The sequence below is a fragment of the Flavisphingomonas formosensis genome, assembly GCF_009755815.1.
Taxonomy (GTDB): domain Bacteria; phylum Pseudomonadota; class Alphaproteobacteria; order Sphingomonadales; family Sphingomonadaceae; genus Flavisphingomonas; species Flavisphingomonas formosensis.
The window spans coordinates 80,987-97,623 of sequence record NZ_WRPK01000001.1 but is presented as its reverse complement, the minus strand read 5'-3'; the positions used below and the strand labels follow the sequence as shown (position 1 = coordinate 97,623).

At 65.1% G+C, this 16,637-nt stretch carries 18 protein-coding genes; 7 read left to right on the top strand and 11 right to left on the bottom strand.

Annotated elements, in window-relative coordinates; translation table 11 throughout:
* Positions 1 to 33: 33 nt before the first annotated feature.
* Positions 34 to 729 (bottom strand): porin, encoded by a 696-nt coding sequence (locus tag GQY20_RS00510; protein ID WP_157215088.1) that lies wholly within the window; start codon positions 727 to 729, stop codon positions 34 to 36.
* Between the two features lie 222 nt (positions 730 to 951).
* On the opposite strand from GQY20_RS00510, the gene GQY20_RS00505 reads away from it, so the two are divergent.
* Genes GQY20_RS00505 through holA form a run of 4 tightly spaced genes read left to right on the top strand, consistent with a single transcriptional unit; the run spans position 952 to position 5,438 of the window.
* Positions 952 to 1,386: a DUF3576 domain-containing protein gene (locus tag GQY20_RS00505; RefSeq protein WP_157215087.1), complete on the top strand. Its 435-nt coding sequence runs from the start codon at positions 952 to 954 to the stop codon at positions 1,384 to 1,386.
* Between the two features lie 19 nt (positions 1,387 to 1,405).
* Positions 1,406 to 3,913: a leucine--tRNA ligase gene (gene leuS, locus GQY20_RS00500; protein WP_157215086.1), complete on the top strand. Its 2,508-nt coding sequence runs from the start codon at positions 1,406 to 1,408 to the stop codon at positions 3,911 to 3,913.
* Positions 3,910 to 4,413 (top strand): LPS assembly lipoprotein LptE, encoded by a 504-nt coding sequence (gene lptE, locus GQY20_RS00495; protein WP_157215085.1) that lies wholly within the window; start codon positions 3,910 to 3,912, stop codon positions 4,411 to 4,413. The genes leuS and lptE overlap by 4 nt, the downstream gene beginning before the upstream one ends.
* Positions 4,410 to 5,438 (top strand): DNA polymerase III subunit delta, encoded by a 1,029-nt coding sequence (gene holA / locus GQY20_RS00490; RefSeq protein WP_157215084.1) that lies wholly within the window; start codon positions 4,410 to 4,412, stop codon positions 5,436 to 5,438. Before lptE ends, holA begins: the two co-directional genes overlap by 4 nt.
* 68 nt (positions 5,439 to 5,506) lie before the next feature.
* Here the strand turns inward: holA and GQY20_RS00485 are convergent, their stop codons facing one another.
* From GQY20_RS00485 to GQY20_RS00460, 6 genes are read right to left on the bottom strand one after another with little or no spacing between them, the layout of a single operon-like run.
* The gene (locus GQY20_RS00485) at positions 5,507 to 6,412 is read right to left on the bottom strand and encodes a ParB/RepB/Spo0J family partition protein (protein ID WP_157215083.1); all 906 of its coding nucleotides are present in this window, start codon (positions 6,410 to 6,412) and stop codon (positions 5,507 to 5,509) included.
* Positions 6,409 to 7,194, bottom strand: a complete 786-nt coding sequence (locus tag GQY20_RS00480) for a ParA family protein (RefSeq protein ID WP_157216091.1) — start codon at positions 7,192 to 7,194, stop codon at positions 6,409 to 6,411. The genes GQY20_RS00485 and GQY20_RS00480 overlap by 4 nt, the downstream gene beginning before the upstream one ends.
* A complete protein-coding gene (gene rsmG / locus GQY20_RS00475) occupies positions 7,194 to 7,820 on the bottom strand; it encodes a 16S rRNA (guanine(527)-N(7))-methyltransferase RsmG (protein ID WP_157215082.1) in 627 nt (208 codons plus the stop codon). Before rsmG ends, GQY20_RS00480 begins: the two co-directional genes overlap by 1 nt.
* The gene (mnmG, locus tag GQY20_RS00470) at positions 7,817 to 9,667 is read right to left on the bottom strand and encodes a tRNA uridine-5-carboxymethylaminomethyl(34) synthesis enzyme MnmG (protein ID WP_157216090.1); all 1,851 of its coding nucleotides are present in this window, start codon (positions 9,665 to 9,667) and stop codon (positions 7,817 to 7,819) included. Before mnmG ends, rsmG begins: the two co-directional genes overlap by 4 nt.
* A 51-nt stretch (positions 9,668 to 9,718) precedes the next feature.
* Positions 9,719 to 11,014 carry a tRNA uridine-5-carboxymethylaminomethyl(34) synthesis GTPase MnmE gene (gene mnmE, locus GQY20_RS00465; RefSeq protein WP_157215081.1) on the bottom strand — a complete coding sequence of 432 codons (1,296 nt, stop codon included), beginning with the start codon at positions 11,012 to 11,014 and terminating at the stop codon, positions 9,719 to 9,721.
* A gap of 12 nt (positions 11,015 to 11,026) precedes the next feature.
* Entirely contained in the window at positions 11,027 to 11,257 is a 231-nt protein-coding gene (locus GQY20_RS00460; protein WP_157215080.1) for a DUF6489 family protein, read from the bottom strand.
* 62 nt (positions 11,258 to 11,319) lie between these two features.
* On the opposite strand from GQY20_RS00460, the gene GQY20_RS00455 reads away from it, so the two are divergent.
* From GQY20_RS00455 to GQY20_RS00445, 3 genes are read left to right on the top strand one after another with little or no spacing between them, the layout of a single operon-like run.
* Complete coding sequence (locus tag GQY20_RS00455; protein ID WP_157215079.1) at positions 11,320 to 11,805, top strand: methylated-DNA--[protein]-cysteine S-methyltransferase; 486 nt, start codon at positions 11,320 to 11,322, stop codon at positions 11,803 to 11,805.
* Positions 11,793 to 12,494 carry a dienelactone hydrolase family protein gene (locus tag GQY20_RS00450; RefSeq protein WP_157215078.1) on the top strand — a complete coding sequence of 234 codons (702 nt, stop codon included), beginning with the start codon at positions 11,793 to 11,795 and terminating at the stop codon, positions 12,492 to 12,494. The genes GQY20_RS00455 and GQY20_RS00450 overlap by 13 nt, the downstream gene beginning before the upstream one ends.
* A complete protein-coding gene (locus GQY20_RS00445) occupies positions 12,491 to 13,468 on the top strand; it encodes a quinone oxidoreductase family protein (RefSeq protein WP_157215077.1) in 978 nt (325 codons plus the stop codon). The genes GQY20_RS00450 and GQY20_RS00445 overlap by 4 nt, the downstream gene beginning before the upstream one ends.
* Before the next feature lie 235 nt (positions 13,469 to 13,703).
* On the opposite strand, the gene GQY20_RS00440 is transcribed toward GQY20_RS00445, so the two are convergent.
* The 4 genes from GQY20_RS00440 to GQY20_RS00425 form a co-directional block, all read right to left on the bottom strand.
* Complete coding sequence (locus tag GQY20_RS00440; RefSeq protein ID WP_157215076.1) at positions 13,704 to 14,393, bottom strand: YjbE family putative metal transport protein; 690 nt, start codon at positions 14,391 to 14,393, stop codon at positions 13,704 to 13,706.
* 11 nt (positions 14,394 to 14,404) lie between these two features.
* Positions 14,405 to 15,661 carry a transcription termination factor Rho gene (rho, locus tag GQY20_RS00435; protein ID WP_157215075.1) on the bottom strand — a complete coding sequence of 419 codons (1,257 nt, stop codon included), beginning with the start codon at positions 15,659 to 15,661 and terminating at the stop codon, positions 14,405 to 14,407.
* A 146-nt stretch (positions 15,662 to 15,807) separates the two neighbouring features.
* Entirely contained in the window at positions 15,808 to 16,131 is a 324-nt protein-coding gene (locus GQY20_RS00430; protein WP_157215074.1) for a hypothetical protein, read from the bottom strand.
* A 39-nt stretch (positions 16,132 to 16,170) separates the two neighbouring features.
* Positions 16,171 to 16,623: a CopD family protein gene (locus GQY20_RS00425; protein WP_157215073.1), complete on the bottom strand. Its 453-nt coding sequence runs from the start codon at positions 16,621 to 16,623 to the stop codon at positions 16,171 to 16,173.
* Between the last annotated feature and the right edge of the window lie 14 nt (positions 16,624 to 16,637).

The following is a 16,637-nucleotide window of genomic DNA, read 5'->3' as shown; positions in this document are numbered from 1 at the left end:
GAAAGGAGGCACCGGATCGACCGGTGCTCCGAATCAGAAGCGGAAGGCCGTTCCCAGATACACGGCCTGCGAATCGCGCCGCTCGTCGGTCGCGAAGTCGAGCCGCTCATGCTGGCTACGATAGCGCAGGCCGCCGTTCAGCTCGATATTGTGGGTGAGCGCATAGGTGCCGCCCAGATCCACCGTATAGGCGCTGTCGGAATTGACCAGACCGAGCTGGTTGCCGATCGAACGATCCGTACCCACCGACAGGCGGGTGCTCCACTTGCGGCTGACATAGGCGAAGCCGACGTCCATCGCCTCGCGGCTGCCCGGCAGCACGCCGGTGTCGACGCGCGCAATGTCACCCGAGATGGCGAAACGCTGCCAGCCCACCGACACGCCCAGATTATAGGCGGACGGCGTCACGCTGGTGGGCGTGGTGTTGGCTGCGAGCGAAGCGGAGCGCGCCGCCTCGGCCGGCGTGGTCGCGCGGGCGCGAATCGCGACGGTGACCGCGCGGCGGCCACCCGGCGCGGCAGACGGCGTGAAACGCAGCCCGACGCTGGAAATGGACGCGCGGCCCAGCGCCGCGGCCATGCGCGGATCGGCTGCGGCCGGGGTGAAGGAACCGAAGCTGCCCGTATCGGTGAGGAGCTGCACGCTCGACGCCCGCTTCTTGGCCTTGGCTGCCGTGGCCGAGACGGGAACGCACAGAATCGCGATCGCTGCAAACGCAGCGCCCACCATTCCGGATTTTCCCCGACTCAGAAACATAAGACAGAACTTCTCCCCTGCACGGGCCGACTAGCACGAAGAGAGCGGATCGCGCCACTCCCGCCCGGCACGAATCTTGCCGGCTGTTGCAACATATCCACAGAGCCGTGAAAGTTCCGCTTGTGCACGGGCGCTTGCGAGTGGAGATGGACCATCTATAACGTCGCCACCGTACGGAATTCCAAGGATCGTTTCATGGCCCGCCCGCTCTCTTTCGCGCTCGCGCTGACGCTTGCCGCCGTCACCTTAGCCGGGTGTGGCCACAAGAAGGAAAATGTGAAGGCCGAGCTCGCGCCGCCGCGCATCACCACCATCGGCATCAACAGCTATTTGTGGCGTGCCGCGCTCGACACGCTGTCGTTCATGCCGATCGCGCAGGTGGATTCCAATGGCGGCGTGATCGTGACCGACTGGTATGCCAACCCCGCCCTGCCGACCGACAGGATGAAGGTGACCGTCACCATCCTCGATCAGGATCTGCGCGCCGACGCGGTGCGCGTGGCGGCCCAGCGCCAGGTCCTCCAGGGCGGCCAGTGGGTCGATACGCCGGTCCAGGCGGCGACGGTGCAGAAGCTTGAGGACATCATCCTCTCCAAGGCTCGCGATCTGCGCCGCGGCACCGCCGGCTAAAAACCGACGAAACATACTCATGAGCACGCGCTTCAATCCCCTCGCGGCCGACGCGCGCTGGCAGAAGAACTGGGAGGAGCAAGGCACCTTCCACGCCGATGACAGCAGCCCGAAGCCGAAATCCTATGTCCTCGAGATGTTCCCCTATCCCTCGGGGCGCATCCACATGGGCCATGTCCGCAACTATACGATGGGCGACGTTCTCGCGCGCTTCCGCCGCATGACGGGCCATGAGGTGCTCCACCCGATGGGGTGGGACGCCTTCGGCATGCCGGCCGAGAATGCGGCGATGGAGAAGAAGGTCCATCCCGGCGAATGGACGCGCGCCAACATCGCGGCGATGCGCGCCCAGCTCAAGAAGCTCGGCTTCGCGCTCGACTGGTCGCGCGAGCTCGCCACCTGCGAGCCCGATTATTACGGGCAGGAGCAGGCGCTGTTCCTGGATCTGTACGAGCATGGCCTCGTCACCCGCAAGGAATCGGCGGTCAACTGGGATCCGGTCGACATGACCGTGCTCGCCAACGAGCAGGTGATCGACGGCCGCGGCTGGCGCTCGGGCGCGCTCGTCGAGCGGCGCAAGCTCAGCCAGTGGTTCCTGAAGATCACCGATTTCGCCGAGGAGCTGCTCGACGGGCTGGGCACGCTCGATCAGTGGCCCGACAAGGTCAAGCTGATGCAGGAGAACTGGATCGGCAAGAGCCAGGGCATGCGATTCCGCTTCAGCCTGGCCGAGCCGGCGGCGGGCTTCGACGGGTTCGAGGTGTTCACCACCCGGCCCGACACGCTGTTCGGCGCCTCCTTCGCCGCCATCTCGGTCGACCATCCGATCGCGCTGGCGCTAGCCGAGCGCAGCAACGCGCTCGCAGCCTTCGCCGCCGATTGCCGCAAGACCGGGACCGCCGCCTCGGAGATCGAGACCGCGGAGAAGATGGGCCTCGACACGGGCCTGCGCGTCGTCCATCCGCTCGATCCGAGCTGGACGCTGCCGCTGTTCGTCGCGAACTTCGTGCTGATGGATTATGGCACCGGCGCGATCTTCGGCTGCCCCGCGCACGACCAGCGCGACCTCGACTTCGCGCGCAAATATGCGCTGCCCGTCGAACGCGTCGTCGCCCCCTCCCCCGAGGAAGCGAACACGCCGATCCACGACGAGGCCTATGTCGGCCCTGGCAGGCTGGTGAACTCGCGCTTTCTCGACGGCATGAGCGTCGAGGAGGGCAAGGCCGCGGTGATCGGCCGCGCCGAAGCCGAAGGCTGGGGCCAGGGCACCACCGTATGGCGCCTGCGCGACTGGGGCGTCTCGCGTCAGCGCTATTGGGGCACGCCCATCCCGATCGTCCATTGCGAAACCTGCGGCCCGGTCGCCGTCCCCAGAGAACAGCTTCCGGTCGTCCTGCCGGAGGATGTGAGCTTCGACATCCCGGGCAACCCGCTGGACCGGCATCCGACGTGGAAGCATGTTCCCTGCCCGAGCTGCGGGGCGGACGCACGGCGCGAGACCGACACGCTCGACACGTTCGTCGATTCCTCCTGGTATTTCATTCGCTTCGCCAGCGCGCCGGCGGACAAGCCGTTCGATCGTGCGATTGCCGAGCAGTGGATGCCGGTGGGGCAATATATCGGCGGCGTCGAGCACGCGATCCTGCACCTGCTCTATGCGCGCTTCTGGACGCGGGCGCTGGCGCGGATCGGCAAGATCGGCGTCACCGAACCGTTCACCGGCCTCTTCACCCAGGGCATGGTGACGCACGAGACCTATCAGGATCCGGCCGGCAGCTGGCTGGCGCCGGACGAGGTTTCGGGCGGGATCGTCATCGCGACGGGCGAGCCGGTGACGGTCGGCCGCGTCGAGAAGATGTCCAAATCGAAGAAGAACACGGTCGATCCGGGTCCGATCGTCGAGCAATATGGCGCGGACGCGGTACGCTGGTTCATGCTCTCCGACAGTCCGCCCGAGCGCGACCTGCCGTGGAGCGAAGCGGGCATCGAAGGCGCATGGCGCTTCGTCCAGCGGCTGTGGCGTCTCACGGACGCGATCGATACCGCCACTGGCGAAGATCGCGACATCGATCGCCGCCTGCATCGCACGATCGCGGGCGTTGCCGCCGACATCGAGGCGCTGTCCTTCAACAAGGCCGTCGCCAAGATCTACGAGCTCGCCAACGCGATCGAGAAGGCGCCGCCTTCCGCCTCGCGCAGCACCGCGATCCGCACGCTCGTCCGCATCGTCGCACCGATGGTGCCGCATCTGGCCGAAGAAGCCTGGGAGAAGCTGGGCGAGACCGGGCTGGTCGCCAACGCGGCCTGGCCCGAGGTCGATCCTGCCCTGCTGATCGACGACGAGGTGACGATCGCCATCCAGGTCAACGGCAAGCTGCGCGACACGCTGACCGCGCCCAAGGGGGCGCCCAAGGATCAGCTGGAGGCGCTGGCGCTGGGATCGGACAAGGTCATTCGGCTCCTCGAAGGCAAGACGCCGCGCAAGGTGATCGTCGTGCCGGACCGGCTGGTCAATCTCGTCGCATGAAACGCGCGCTGCCCGCCGCGCTCGCCGCGCTCCTCCTGCTCGGTGGATGCGGCCTGCATCCGCTCTACGGCGGTGGCGGCAGCGGACCGGTGGCCAGCGGTCTCGCCTCGATCGAGGTGGGGAACATCGCCGGGCGCGCGGGCTGGCTCACCCGTACGGCGCTGATCGACCGGATTTCCGCGGGCAAGGCCGTCGGTACGCCGCGCTATCGGCTCGAGGTCGAGCTTGACGACCAGATCACCGGCTATGGCGTGCGGCGGGACACCGCCATCACGCGCGAGAGGCGGACATTGCGGGCGCGCTATCGTCTCGTCGACGTCGGCAATGGATCGGTCGTGCTGGATGCGGCCGCGGATGCCGACGCCGGTCTCGATGTCGTCGGCTCGGAATATGCCACCATCGCAGCCGAGCAGACCGTGCAGGAACGCCTCGCCCAAAGCATCGCCGACCAGATCGTCACGCGCATTGCGCTGTTCGTCCGGCGATCCCAGCCGCAATGAAGGCCAATAAGGGCCAGATCGAACGGGCCCTCGACAGCGCCGATCCCAATATCCGCCTGTTCCTGCTCTACGGCCCGGACGAATCCGGGTCGCGCGCGCTTGCCGAACGGCTGGCGCGGAAGATGGGCACAGATGCCGAGCGCGTGGATTTCATCGGCCCCCAGCTCAAGGCCGATCCCGCGATATTGTCCGACGAGGCCGCCTCGATCTCGCTGTTCGGCGGCCCGCGCTGGATTCGCGTCGAAAGCGCGGGCGATGAATCCCTCGAAGCGGTTCAAGGCGTGATCGGGCAGACCACCGCTTCGTTCAATCCGATCGTCATGATCGCGGGTGCGCTGCGCAAGGATTCGAAGCTGCTCAAGGCGGCGCTCGACGCGGATGCCGTGATGGCCTTCGCCAGCTATGTGCCGGAAGGCGCCGATGCCGGCCGCATCGTGCTCGAAATGGCGCGCGCCGCTGGATTGCAGATGGCGCCCGATCTCGCCCGTCGCATTGCCGATTCCACCGGTGGCGACCGCGCGCTGATGGCCGGAGAGATTGAGAAGCTCGCCCTTTATGTCGACGCTGCGCCCGATCGGCCGCGCGACATAGACCAGGACGCCTTCGCCGCCCTCGGTGCCGACGCGAGCGAAGGCAGCCAGGCTCGCTTCGTCGATGCTGCGCTCGAAGGCCGGAGCGACATAGTGGAGGAGGAGTTGGGCCGGCTTGCCGAAGAGGGCATCGAGGGCATTCCGCTGGTCCGCGCCATGCTGCGGCGGCTGCTGCTGCTTGCCGAGCTGCGTGCCCAGGTGGAACGCGGCAACGCGATCGCAGCGGTAATGGCAACGTCTGGCAAATCATTGTTTTGGAAAGATAAAGACGTCGTCGCCCGCCAACTCGGCCATTGGACGTCGGATCATCTTCGGCGCGCGATCGATCGCATGACCCAGGCCGAGCGCAAGCTCAAGGCCTCCGGCGGCCCCGGCGAGATCGTCGCGCGTGAAGAGTTTCACGCGCTGGCTCGCGCCGGCGCACGGCTACGGTAGAAACGCTTCGGCCATCGCTCTTGCTGCGTCGATGAATGCAGCAAATCCGCAGCAAAACGCTCAGCGCGTCAAATCTGCTCGCCGCTGAGCCGCTGACAGATCATATCCAGCTGATCCAGGGTCGAATAAGCGAGCGCGACGGTGCCGCCGCTTGGTCCGTGGGCGATCTTCACCTTCAGCCCCAGCAGGTCGCCAATCTGGCGCTCCAGCGCCGTGATGTCGGCATTGGCGCCCTTATACTGCATCGGGATCTGGCGCTTTCCGCCACCCGGCTTGGCATCGCGCGCAAGGGCCTCGGTTTCGCGGACGGAAAGGCCGCGACGGATCACCTCCTCCGCCAGCGCCTCCGGGTCCGGCGCGGTGACGAGAGCACGGGCGTGGCCCATGCTGATCTCGTTATTGGCGACCGAGATGCGAACCCGCTCGGGCAGATCGAGCAGGCGCAGCAGATTGGCGACATGGCTGCGCGACTTGTGGACGAGCTTGCCCAACTCCTCCTGGCTGTGGCCGAAATCGCGTACCAGGCGGCTATAGGCCTCGGCTTCTTCGATCGCGTTCAGATCCTGGCGCTGGATATTCTCGATGAGCGCGACTTCGAGCGTCTCCGTCTCGTCGAAATCGCGGACGATCGCGGGAATCTCGTGCAATCGCGCACGCTGTGCGGCACGCCAGCGACGCTCGCCGGCGACGATCTGCCAGCCGCGGCCGTGAGGGCGCACGATGATCGGCTGGATCACGCCGCGCGACGAGATGGACTGTGCCAGTTCCTCGAGCGCAGCTTCGTCGAACTTGCGGCGCGGCTGATCCGGATGCGGCGAAATCGCTGCGATTGGAATCGTCTGAACGCCCGGACCGGTTTTGGCACCCGCGGCAACGGGCTCCTCGCGCTCGACATCGCCGAGCAGAGCGGAGAGCCCCCGTCCCAATCCTGCCGGGCGCCGCCGTGCCGGCGTCGGTTCATCGGACGCGCTCATGCAGCCTCGGACGCAGGTTTGGGCAGGCGGCCCATCAGTTCACGGGCAAGAGCGATATAGGCTTCGGAGCCCGGACAACGATAATCATAGATCAAGGCAGGTACACCGTGGCTGGGCGCCTCGGACAGACGCACGTTACGCGGGATCACCGTATCGAACACCACATTGCCCAGCACCGCACGAACGTCCTGCGCAACCTGATCGGACAGCCGGTTGCGACGATCATACATGGTCAGCGCCACGCCCAGAATCGACAATTCCGGGCAGAACCGCGAACGCACCCGCTCCACCGTGTTGAGCAGCTGGCTCAACCCCTCCAGCGCGAAGAACTCGCATTGCAGCGGCACGAGCAGCGATCGCGACGCCACCAGGGCGTTGATGGTGAGCAAACCCAGCGAAGGCGGACAATCGATCAGGCAGATATCCCACCGCCCCGCCGGAGCCGCGTTGAACGCGTCATCCATGCGATGCGTCCGCCGATCGAAATCGACGAGCTCGATCTCCGCGCCGGACAGATCGACCGTCGCCGGGACCAGATCCAGCCGCGGCACTTTCGTCGGCATGGCCGCTTCTGCCAGCGAGCAATCGCCGGTCAACAGCTCATAGCTCGATCGCACGCGCTCAGCATGACCGACGCCGAGGCCGGTAGACGCGTTGCCCTGCGGATCGAGATCGATCAGCAGCACCCTCCAGCCGATGGCGGCAAGGGCCGTGGACAGGTTGATCGCAGTCGTGGTCTTGCCGACCCCGCCCTTCTGATTCGCGACCGCAATCCGGATCATCATCTTCTCCGACGGACATCGCTCAGTATAAGAATCGCAGAATCCGGGTCCGTGATGCTCGGCGCGATCCGGAAATCACCCTGCCATGAAGTCCGCGCCGCATCCAGTTCATTGGGCGCATTTCTGCCTTTCGGCAGCAACCAAAGCGTTTCTGCGGTCGAGAATCGCTGCGCGACATCCAGCAGTCGGTCCAAGGGCGCGAAAGCGCGTGCGCTGATCACCGAGAAAGCGGTGCTCGGCAGCGTTTCCACACGCGCGCTCCGAAGACTGACGCGATCGCCGACACCCAGCGTTTCGATCGCAGCTTCCAGAAACGCACAGCGTTTCCGTCGGGATTCAACGAGCGTCACCTGCCTTTGGGTGAGCGCGCCTATGATGAGACCGGGAAATCCCGCGCCCGAACCGAGATCCAGCCAGTCGCCTGACCGCTCTTCCGCAAGGGGAATCAACTGAGCCGAATCGACCACATGACGTGCCCAGACATGATCCAGCGTGGAAGCCGAGATAAGATTCTGCCGGCTCCCCTCCTCCTTCAGAAGGGTGAGGAAGGCTTTGATCCGATCCAATGTTCCACGTGGAACATCAAGCGCCGCATTGAGCCAATCGCGGGCGTCCTCTTCCGTCACGCCGCTTTTCGCCTCGCATGGACCAATATGGCGGCAAGCGCCGCTGGCGTCACGCCGCGGATACGCGAAGCGGCGCCCAAGGAGGATGGTCGCGCAGTCTCCAGCCGTTCGATCATCTCGTTCGACAGTCCGGCGATTCCACGATAGTCGAGTTCGGCAGGCAGGCTCACATTCTCGTCGGCGCGTAGTCTCGCCACCTCGTCGTCCTGTCGTGCAACATAGGGCGCATAATGCGCGTCGCCGGCTAGTTCCGACACAATCTCCGCATCGAGGGCCGCAAGCTCTGGAACCAGCCTGGTGGCCGTCGGGATATCCACTTCGGGAAAGCGTAACCAGTCGTAAAGGCTACGCTGTGCCCCGTCGCTCACGATCGCGGCTCCCGCCGCGATTATCGCGTTCCCCGTGAACCTCCGCTCAAGCAGCTCGCGACCCTTTCGGCGACTCTCCTCCCTCCGCGCAAACCACCCGCCACGCTTACCGGACACCGCGCCATGGCTTGCCGCAAATTGGGTCAGCCGTGTCGTGGCGTTGTCGGCACGGAGCCGCAGACGATATTCCGCGCGCGCGGTGAGCATTCGATACGGTTCGGTAACGCCCTGAAGGACGAGGTCGTCGATCATCACCCCGATATAGCTCATGGCGCGATCGAACAGCACGGGCCCGCGCCGCCCGACATAGGCCGCAGCATTCATGCCGGCGACGAGGCCCTGAGCGGCGGCCTCCTCATATCCTGTCGTACCGTTGATCTGCCCCGCCAGATAAAGTCCATCGAGCGCGCGAAGACCAAGCGTCGGTTCAAGCGCCCTGGGATCGATATAGTCATATTCCACGGCATAGCCCGGCTGCACGATCTCTGCTCGCTCAAGCCCCGTGATGCTGCGGATCATAGCGCGCTGCACATCTATCGGGAGCGACGTCGAAATGCCGTTGGGATAGATTTTGGAGTCGTCCAGACCCTCGGGTTCGAGGAAGATCTGATGACCATCCCTGTCACCGAAGCGTACGACCTTATCCTCGATCGACGGGCAATAGCGCGGGCCCCTGCCCTCTATGATTCCCGAATAGAGAGGCGAGCGATCATGGGCATCACGAATAATCGCATGCGTCTTTGCATTGGTGCGAGTGACGGCGCAAAAAAGTTGGGGCGCGGTCCGGCCCTCGCTCAGCGGCGACATCGTCCACATCTCGGCGTCGGACGCCTGCCGCTCGAGACCAGACCAATCGATCGTGCGACCGTCCAGACGCGGCGGCGTGCCGGTCTTCAGACGCTCAACCGGAAGATCGAGCGATCGTAGCTGGCTCGCCAGCGTCGTCGCCGACTGCTCTCCGACCCGTCCGCCCGCGTGACTATCCAACCCAAAATGAAGCTTGCCGTTGAGAAAGGTTCCTGTAGCGAGCACGACCGCACCGGCAGCAATGGAGCTTCCATTGCCGAGGACGACGCCTTTTACCTTGCGGCCATCGAGCAGCAGATGCTCCGCCGTCGCCTCCACGATGTCGAGGTTGGAAAACTCCGCGAGCAGCTCGTGGATCGCGGACCGGTATAGTTTACGGTCGGCTTGGATACGTGGGCCTTGCACCGCGGCGCCTTTGCTGCGGTTGAGCATCCGATAATGGATAGCGGCATGATCGGATGCGCGGGCGACCAATCCGTCGCATGCGTCTACCTCACGAACGAGATGGCCCTTGCCCAAGCCGCCGATGGCGGGGTTGCACGACATGGCGCCGATCATGTCGCGGCGCATCGAGATGAGAGCGACACGCGCGCCCATGCGCGCGGCCGCTGCCGCGGCTTCGCAGCCGGCGTGTCCGCCTCCGACGACGACGATGTCATAGCTGTGCATGATGCGCCGCTACCGGCGCCGACCCCCGAAGACAAGATGTTCCACGTGGAACATCTATTTTCCGATGCAGAACCGCCCGAAAAGCGCGTCGAGCATATCTTCGACGCCCGCCCTGCCCGTCACCCGGTCGAGTGCGGCACGGGCCAGGCGGAGCGCCTCCGCTACGATCAACGGGTCCGCGTTCGATGTGCAGAGTTCGAGCGCGGAAACCGCATCGGCCACCGATCCCCTCTGCCTGGCGTTCAGGGCGATTTCACCCTCTGCGGGGATGAGCGATTCCGCGCGACGGACCAGCTGCGCAAGAAGCGCCGCCATTCCTTCCCCGGTTGCAGCCGAAATACCCAAGCGACCTTCGGCCGGGTTTTTACGGTCTTCGATATCGATCCGTGGGTGCAGGGCCACGAAACGTGCATCGTCGGGCGGAGCCGAGTCATCCAGCCACAGCACGATGTCCGCCGCCGCGATGATCGCGTGCGCCCGCTCCACTCCGATCCGTTCTATCTCGTCTTCGGAGGCACGCAGGCCGGCGGTGTCGCTGAACAGGAAAGGAATAGCTCCGATCGCCACCGGCGCTTCGATCACATCGCGGGTGGTGCCGGGAATCGCGGACGTGATCGCCGCCTCCCGTCCGACGATGGCGTTCAGCAGGGTCGATTTGCCGGTATTGGGCGGTCCGGCAATCGCAACCCGAATGCCATCACGCAGCCGCTCGGCGGAAGGCGCGTCGAGCAGGTCGCGCATTTCACGTGAAAGGTCGAGTACCTCTGCCCGCCCCTCCTCGTCCATCGCGGGGACATCGTCTTCATCGGCGAAGTCCAGCATCGCCTCGATACGAGCGGAAGCCTGGACGATATTTCGCCGCCAATACTCGATCTGGCGGCTCAACCCGCCTTCCGCCATCGCCAGCGCCGCGCGGCGCTGGCTTTCGGTCTCGGCGGCGAGCAAATCCGCAAGACCCTCCGCTTCGGCAAGATCGATGCGGCCATTCTCAAAAGCACGCCGCGTGAACTCGCCAGCCTCTGCGGGAGAAAGCCGTGGATCGCCAGCCAAGGCCCTCAGCACGGCCGCGACCACGCCGCGTCCCCCGTGCAGATGCAACTCGGCGAGATCCTCGCCAGTCGCGCTATGAGGTCCCGGAAACCAGAGCACGAGACCATGATCGAGCATCAGGCCGCTCGCTGGATCGCTGATCCGGCGGAGCGTCGCAAACCGCGGTCGCGGCACAGACCCGGAAAAATCCTCGAGCACCGGACCGGCTGCGGGTCCACTGATCCGGATCACCGCGATCCCGGAAGGCGGTGCACCGCTCGACAAGGCGAAGATGGTATCGCGGCGGTTGTTCCCGCTCATCAGGCTAGACGCTCATTTTCCACCCAACTTGTCGAACAGCTGCTTCCAGAGGGCAAAGCCCGCCTCGCCCATCGGCGTCCAGCTATTCAGCAGCGTTTGCAACGTATCCGGCGTGATCATGCCGTCGTCGATCGTGCGCCGGATCTTGTCGAGATAGATTTCATGCACGCTGGTGAGATCCGGCAGTCCCAGGAAGCGACGGGCCTCCTCAGGCGTGCAGTCGACATCGACGCTGATCTTCATGGGCGCTATCCCTGTTGAGCCGAACCTGCTGCTGCTGGTAAAGCGTCCACCGGAACCCGTCCATGCCCGAGACACATGTCGCCCTTCTGGAAAGTCCCATCGGCGCGATCGAGCTGATCGCCCGGGACGAGCGGCTCTGTTCGATCCGCCTGTGCGCGGAGGACGCACATGCCACGGATAGCACCGCCGTTCTCCGCGAAGCCGCTGCGCAGATCCGGGCCTGGTTCGACGGAAGGCTGGCAATGTTCGATCTTCCTCTCGAAACTGCATCGAGCGAGCGGGGTGAAGCGCATCGCGCCGCCATCGCCGGCATCCCCTATGGCGAGACGATGAGCTATGGAGCCCTGGCACGCACCATCGCCTCGGGTCCGCGTGCCATCGGGCAAGCCTGCAGGCGCAATCCCTTTCCGATCGTCATTCCCTGCCACCGTGTCATCGGATCGGGGGGATCGATCGGCTATTACAGCGGCGGCAAAGGCATAGTCACCAAGCTATGGCTGCTGGATCACGAATCGAAATGGCGAAAGGATCAGGCATGGGCAAGATGATCGACATCGAAACGCTGGAGCATGACGGCAGCTTCAAGGCGTATTGCGCGGAGCCGGCCGGCACGCCCAAGGCGGCGATCATCGTGATCCAGGAAATCTTCGGCGTGAATGCCGGTATCCGCGACAAGGCGGACACGCTGGCCGCTGACGGTTATCTCGCTATCGCACCGGACCTGTTCTGGCGGATCGAGCCGGGCATCGAGCTCGATCCCGACGTGCCCGAGCAGATGCAGCGCGGCTTCGACCTGTTCGGCAAGTTCGACCAGACCCAGGGAATCGCGGACATCGAGGCGACGATCAAGGCTGCGCGCAGCCTGCTCGGCGGCAGCGGCAAGGTCGGCGCGGTCGGCTACTGCCTCGGCGGCCGGCTCGCCTACATGACCGCTGCGCGTACCGATATCGACGCGAGCGTGGGTTATTATGGCGTCGGCATCGACGGTCTGCTCGGCGAGAGCCACGCCATCGCCAAACCGCTGCTCCTCCATGTCGCGGGTGAGGACGGCTTCGTTCCGAAGGATGCCCAGGCGAAGATGCATGAGGGGCTGGACGGCCACCCCAAGGTGACGATCCTCGATTATCCGGGGCTCGATCACGGCTTCGCGACCCAGTTCGGCGCTCGCCGCAACGAAGAGGGCGCCCAACGCGCCGACGGCACCACGGCTGCCTTCTTTGCCGAGCATCTCGCGTGAACGAACCATATAGGATCATCATCCGGTCGCACGGCGGACCGGAGGTGATCGAACGCGAGAACATCGCCCTGCCCGAACCCGGGCCGGGCGAGGTCCGCATCCGGGTTGCCGCCTCGGGCCTCAACTTCATCGATACCTATCACCGCAGCGGCCTCTATCCGCTCGCCATGCCGTCCGGCCTGGGCGTCGAGGGCGGGGGCACGGTCGAGGCCGTCGGCGAGAGCGTGACCGACATGCGGACCGGAGACCGTGTCGCTTTTCTGGTGCGCGCGGGTAGCTATGCGACCCATGTCGTGGTGCCCGCCACGATGACGGTCACACTGCCCGAGGGCGTGTCCGAAGAAGTCGCGGCCGGTGCTTTCATGAAAGGCCTCACCAGCTGGATGCTGGTCGAGCCCTGCGCAAAGATCCACGCCGGCCAGAGTGCGCTGGTGCATGGCGCAGCGGGCGGCGTCGGCCAGGTGCTCGTGCAATGGCTGAAAGCGATCGGCGTCACCGTGATCGCCCATGCCGGCAGCCCGGAAAAGGCGGATCGCGCGACGGCGCTCGGCGCGGATCATGCACTCTCCTGCCCTTATGACGCGCTCGCGGGGACGGTGCGTGATCTGACCGGCGGACGCGGCGTCGATGTCGTGTTCGACGGGATCGGCGCGGCAAGCTGGGCCGCGTCGCTGGCGGCCACGGCACGATGCGGCCTCGTCATAACCTATGGCAACGCCAGCGGGCCCGTGCCCCCCTTCAGCGCGCTCGATCTCCTGCGCGCCGGATCGCTGTTCGTCACCCGGCCGACGCTCTACGACTATATCGCCGCGCCCGGCACGCTCCAGTCTGCTGGCCGGACGCTGTTCGAGATGGTGGTGGACGGCAGGCTGAAGGTCGGGATCGACCAGCGTTTTCCGCTCAGCGAGGCCGCCGAGGCGCATCGCGCGCTGGAAGGCCGCCAGACGACGGGATCGACCATCCTGGTGCCGTGATTCTCATCCTCCACCTGCTGCGCATCACCCCCATCCCATTCCAGGTATCGTCGCGTAAATCCACGTCGTGCCAGCGAAAGCTGGCATCGCTCTCCACGATCCCGCCGGCTGCCAGTTGAGAGTCATGCCAGCGGAAGCTGGCATGACGCGGCGAAAAAAGGCGAAGCCTCCGCTGGGTGACGCATCGAGAGTCCTCGACCTTTTCTCGACGCTCCCCTTCAAGGGAGGATCATGGTCACCCCAACAAACCCGCTCTGCCGAGATCGCCGAGGCCGTCGTAGATCATCTTGCCGGCGACCCACAGGATGATGGCGAGGCCGATGAAGGCGATCCAGCGATAGCGCTCGATCAGCCCCGCAATGATGTTGGCGGCGAGCCCCATCAGCGCGACGGAGAGGATCAGGCCCAGCACCATGATGCCAGGATGCTGGCGCGCGGCTCCTGCCACCGCCAGCACATTGTCCAGGCTCATCGAGACATCGGCGACGGCAACCGCCCAGGCCGCGGACAGGAAGCTGCGGGAGCGGATGCCCTCCTCCTGCCCTTCCGTGCCCTCGCCGACGCTCGCGCGCAGCTCCCGGTACATCTTCCAGGCGACCCACAGCAGCAGCAGCCCGCCGGCGAGGACGAGGCCGTAGCGCTTGAAATTCTCCAGCCCGTAAAGAACCGCGACCGCGAAGACGATGCGTAGAACCAGGGCGGCGAGCACGCCGATCAGGATCACCCTGCGCCGCTGCGCGACCGGTAGTCCCGAGGCCAGCGATCCCACGATGACCGCATTGTCGCCCGCCAGCGCCACGTCCAGCAGCACCACGGTCGCAAAGGCGGTCAGCGCGGAGAGACTTCCGAAATTGGCGAAATCGGCCAACGCCTCCTGCCACAGCCCGGCCAGGGAGGTCGTGCTGGCGACGAGGAGTGCAATCATCGCCGATCCGCTTACTGATTCATCGAATCGAAGAAGTCCTCGTTGGTCTTCGAATCCTTCATCTTGTCGAGCAGGAACTCCATCGCGTCGATGGTGCCCATCTGCATGAGGATCCGGCGCAGCACCCACATTTTCGAGAGCTTCGCCTTGTCGACCAGCAGCTCTTCCTTGCGGGTGCCGGACTTGCCGACGTCCATCGCCGGGAAGATGCGCTTGTCGGCGACCTTGCGGTCGAGCACGATCTCGGAGTTGCCGGTGCCCTTGAACTCCTCGAAGATCACCTCGTCCATGCGGCTGCCGGTATCGATCAGCGCGGTCGCGATGATCGAGAGCGAACCGCCCTCCTCGATGTTGCGCGCGGCGCCGAAAAAGCGCTTCGGCCGCTGCAGCGCATTGGCGTCGACGCCGCCGGTGAGCACCTTGCCCGAAGACGGCACGACCGTGTTGTAGGCGCGACCCAGGCGGGTGATGGAGTCGAGCAGGATGACGACGTCCTTCTTATGCTCGACGAGCCGTTTGGCCTTCTCGATCACCATCTCGGCGACCTGGACGTGGCGGCTGGCAGGCTCGTCGAAGGTCGAGGAGATTACCTCGCCCTTCACGCTGCGCTGCATGTCGGTGACTTCCTCGGGCCGCTCGTCGATCAGCAGCACGATCAGGAAGACTTCGGGATGGTTGTCGGTGATCGCCTTGGCGATGTTCTGCAGGAGCACGGTCTTGCCGACCCGCGGCGGCGCCACGATCAGGGCACGCTGGCCCTTGCCCTGCGGCGCGATGATGTCGATCACCCGCGCCGACTTGTCCTTCACGGTCGGGTCGAGCGTGTCGAGCCGCAGCTTCTGTTCCGGATAGAGCGGGGTGAGATTGTCGAAATTGACGCGATGGCGCACGACATCGGGATCGTCGAAGTTGATCGAGACCAGCCGGGTGAGAGCGAAATAGCGCTCGCCATCCTTGGGCGCGCGAATCTCACCTTCCACAGTGTCGCCCGTGCGCAGGCCGAACTTGCGGACCTGGTTGGGCGATACGTAGATGTCGTCGGGTCCGGCGAGATAGTTGGCCTCCGGGCTGCGGAGGAAACCGAAACCGTCGGGCAGCACCTCGATGGTGCCGATGCCCATGATCTGGTCGCCATTCTCGGCCTGGACCTTGAGGATCCCGAACATGAGATCCTGCTTGCGCATCGTGGACGCGCCCTCGACGCCCAGCTCCTCGGCCATGGTGACCAGCTCGGCGGGGGTCTTTTTCTTCAAGTCCTTGAGATGCATTCGAATTTTCCTGGAGGATGTGGCATCTGCGCCACGATACTGAGAAATCGGGAAAAGTCGGCCTCGCTCGAACGGGAGGCATCCTCTTTCCGGCGGTTAGGCGGGGGCGAAAGCCAAGTCAAGCGGCGGCAGACGCAGTTTAGCGGCTATTTGCCCTGTTCCAGCGCCTGCCCGATGGCCTGGAGTTCCTGCCCCTTGGCCACCAAAACGTCCCCGCAACGCTGCGCGTCGCGGGCGAAGTCCGTCTGGGTCATCGCGGCCGAGACCTTCTGCATCTCGGTCTTGAGATCGATCCCAGGCGCTTTGCCGTCGATCATGCCGACAAAGTAAAGCACTCCGCTGACGAGATTTTCCTTCCCTTCGCCCTTACCGTCGCCAACGATCGTCGCGGTTACCACCAGGCAGCGCAGATCCTCGTTCAACGTGCTCGCACCCGCCGGCCCGGAAGCCACCAGGAGCGCCGCTGCCATCGCTGCCGACACCGTCCCGCGCACGGCTGGGCCGCCCCGTCAGAAAGGCCGGACGATCACCAGGATCACCACCACCGCGGTGGCGATGCCGGGGATCTCGTTCATCATCCGAAGCGCCCGGTCGCTGGGCGGGCGGAAGCCAGAGGCGAGCTTCTTGCCATAGCCCACCGCCCAGCCATGATAGCCGCTGAGCGCGAGCACGCAGGCGAGCTTGGCCTGGAACCAATGCTGGTCCCACAGGCCCTGGTCGGTCGCCAGCATGAGCCCGAAGATCCAGACGAGCGCCATCGCAGGCGTGATGATGATCCGCCTGAGCCGGCTCTCCCGCTCGATCCACTGCCGGTCTTCCACCGATCCCGGCGCCACCGGCTGGTGGTAGATGTAGAAGCGCGGCAGCATGAAGAGGCCGGCGATCCAGAAGATCACGAAGATCAGATGCGCCGCTTTCACCCACGGATAGGCAGCGCCAAGAAATCCCACCAAGGCAGTCATCGGATTGTCGCGGC

Coding starts and splice junctions, on each gene's coding strand:
- leuS (WP_157215086.1), top strand. CDS start 1,406: ATGAGCACGCGCTTCAATCCCCTCGCGGCCGACGCGCGCTGGCAGAAG.
- GQY20_RS00450 (WP_157215078.1), top strand. CDS start 11,793: ATGGGCAAGATGATCGACATCGAAACGCTGGAGCATGACGGCAGCTTC.
- lptE (WP_157215085.1), top strand. CDS start 3,910: ATGAAACGCGCGCTGCCCGCCGCGCTCGCCGCGCTCCTCCTGCTCGGT.
- GQY20_RS00425 (WP_157215073.1), bottom strand. CDS start 16,623: ATGACTGCCTTGGTGGGATTTCTTGGCGCTGCCTATCCGTGGGTGAAA.
- GQY20_RS00430 (WP_157215074.1), bottom strand. CDS start 16,131: ATGGCAGCGGCGCTCCTGGTGGCTTCCGGGCCGGCGGGTGCGAGCACG.
- GQY20_RS00505 (WP_157215087.1), top strand. CDS start 952: ATGGCCCGCCCGCTCTCTTTCGCGCTCGCGCTGACGCTTGCCGCCGTC.
- GQY20_RS00455 (WP_157215079.1), top strand. CDS start 11,320: ATGCCCGAGACACATGTCGCCCTTCTGGAAAGTCCCATCGGCGCGATC.
- GQY20_RS00460 (WP_157215080.1), bottom strand. CDS start 11,257: ATGAAGATCAGCGTCGATGTCGACTGCACGCCTGAGGAGGCCCGTCGC.
- rho (WP_157215075.1), bottom strand. CDS start 15,661: ATGCATCTCAAGGACTTGAAGAAAAAGACCCCCGCCGAGCTGGTCACC.
- GQY20_RS00485 (WP_157215083.1), bottom strand. CDS start 6,412: ATGAGCGCGTCCGATGAACCGACGCCGGCACGGCGGCGCCCGGCAGGA.
- GQY20_RS00440 (WP_157215076.1), bottom strand. CDS start 14,393: ATGATTGCACTCCTCGTCGCCAGCACGACCTCCCTGGCCGGGCTGTGG.
- mnmE (WP_157215081.1), bottom strand. CDS start 11,014: ATGAGCGGGAACAACCGCCGCGATACCATCTTCGCCTTGTCGAGCGGT.
- holA (WP_157215084.1), top strand. CDS start 4,410: ATGAAGGCCAATAAGGGCCAGATCGAACGGGCCCTCGACAGCGCCGAT.
- GQY20_RS00480 (WP_157216091.1), bottom strand. CDS start 7,194: ATGATCCGGATTGCGGTCGCGAATCAGAAGGGCGGGGTCGGCAAGACC.
- GQY20_RS00510 (WP_157215088.1), bottom strand. CDS start 729: ATGGTGGGCGCTGCGTTTGCAGCGATCGCGATTCTGTGCGTTCCCGTC.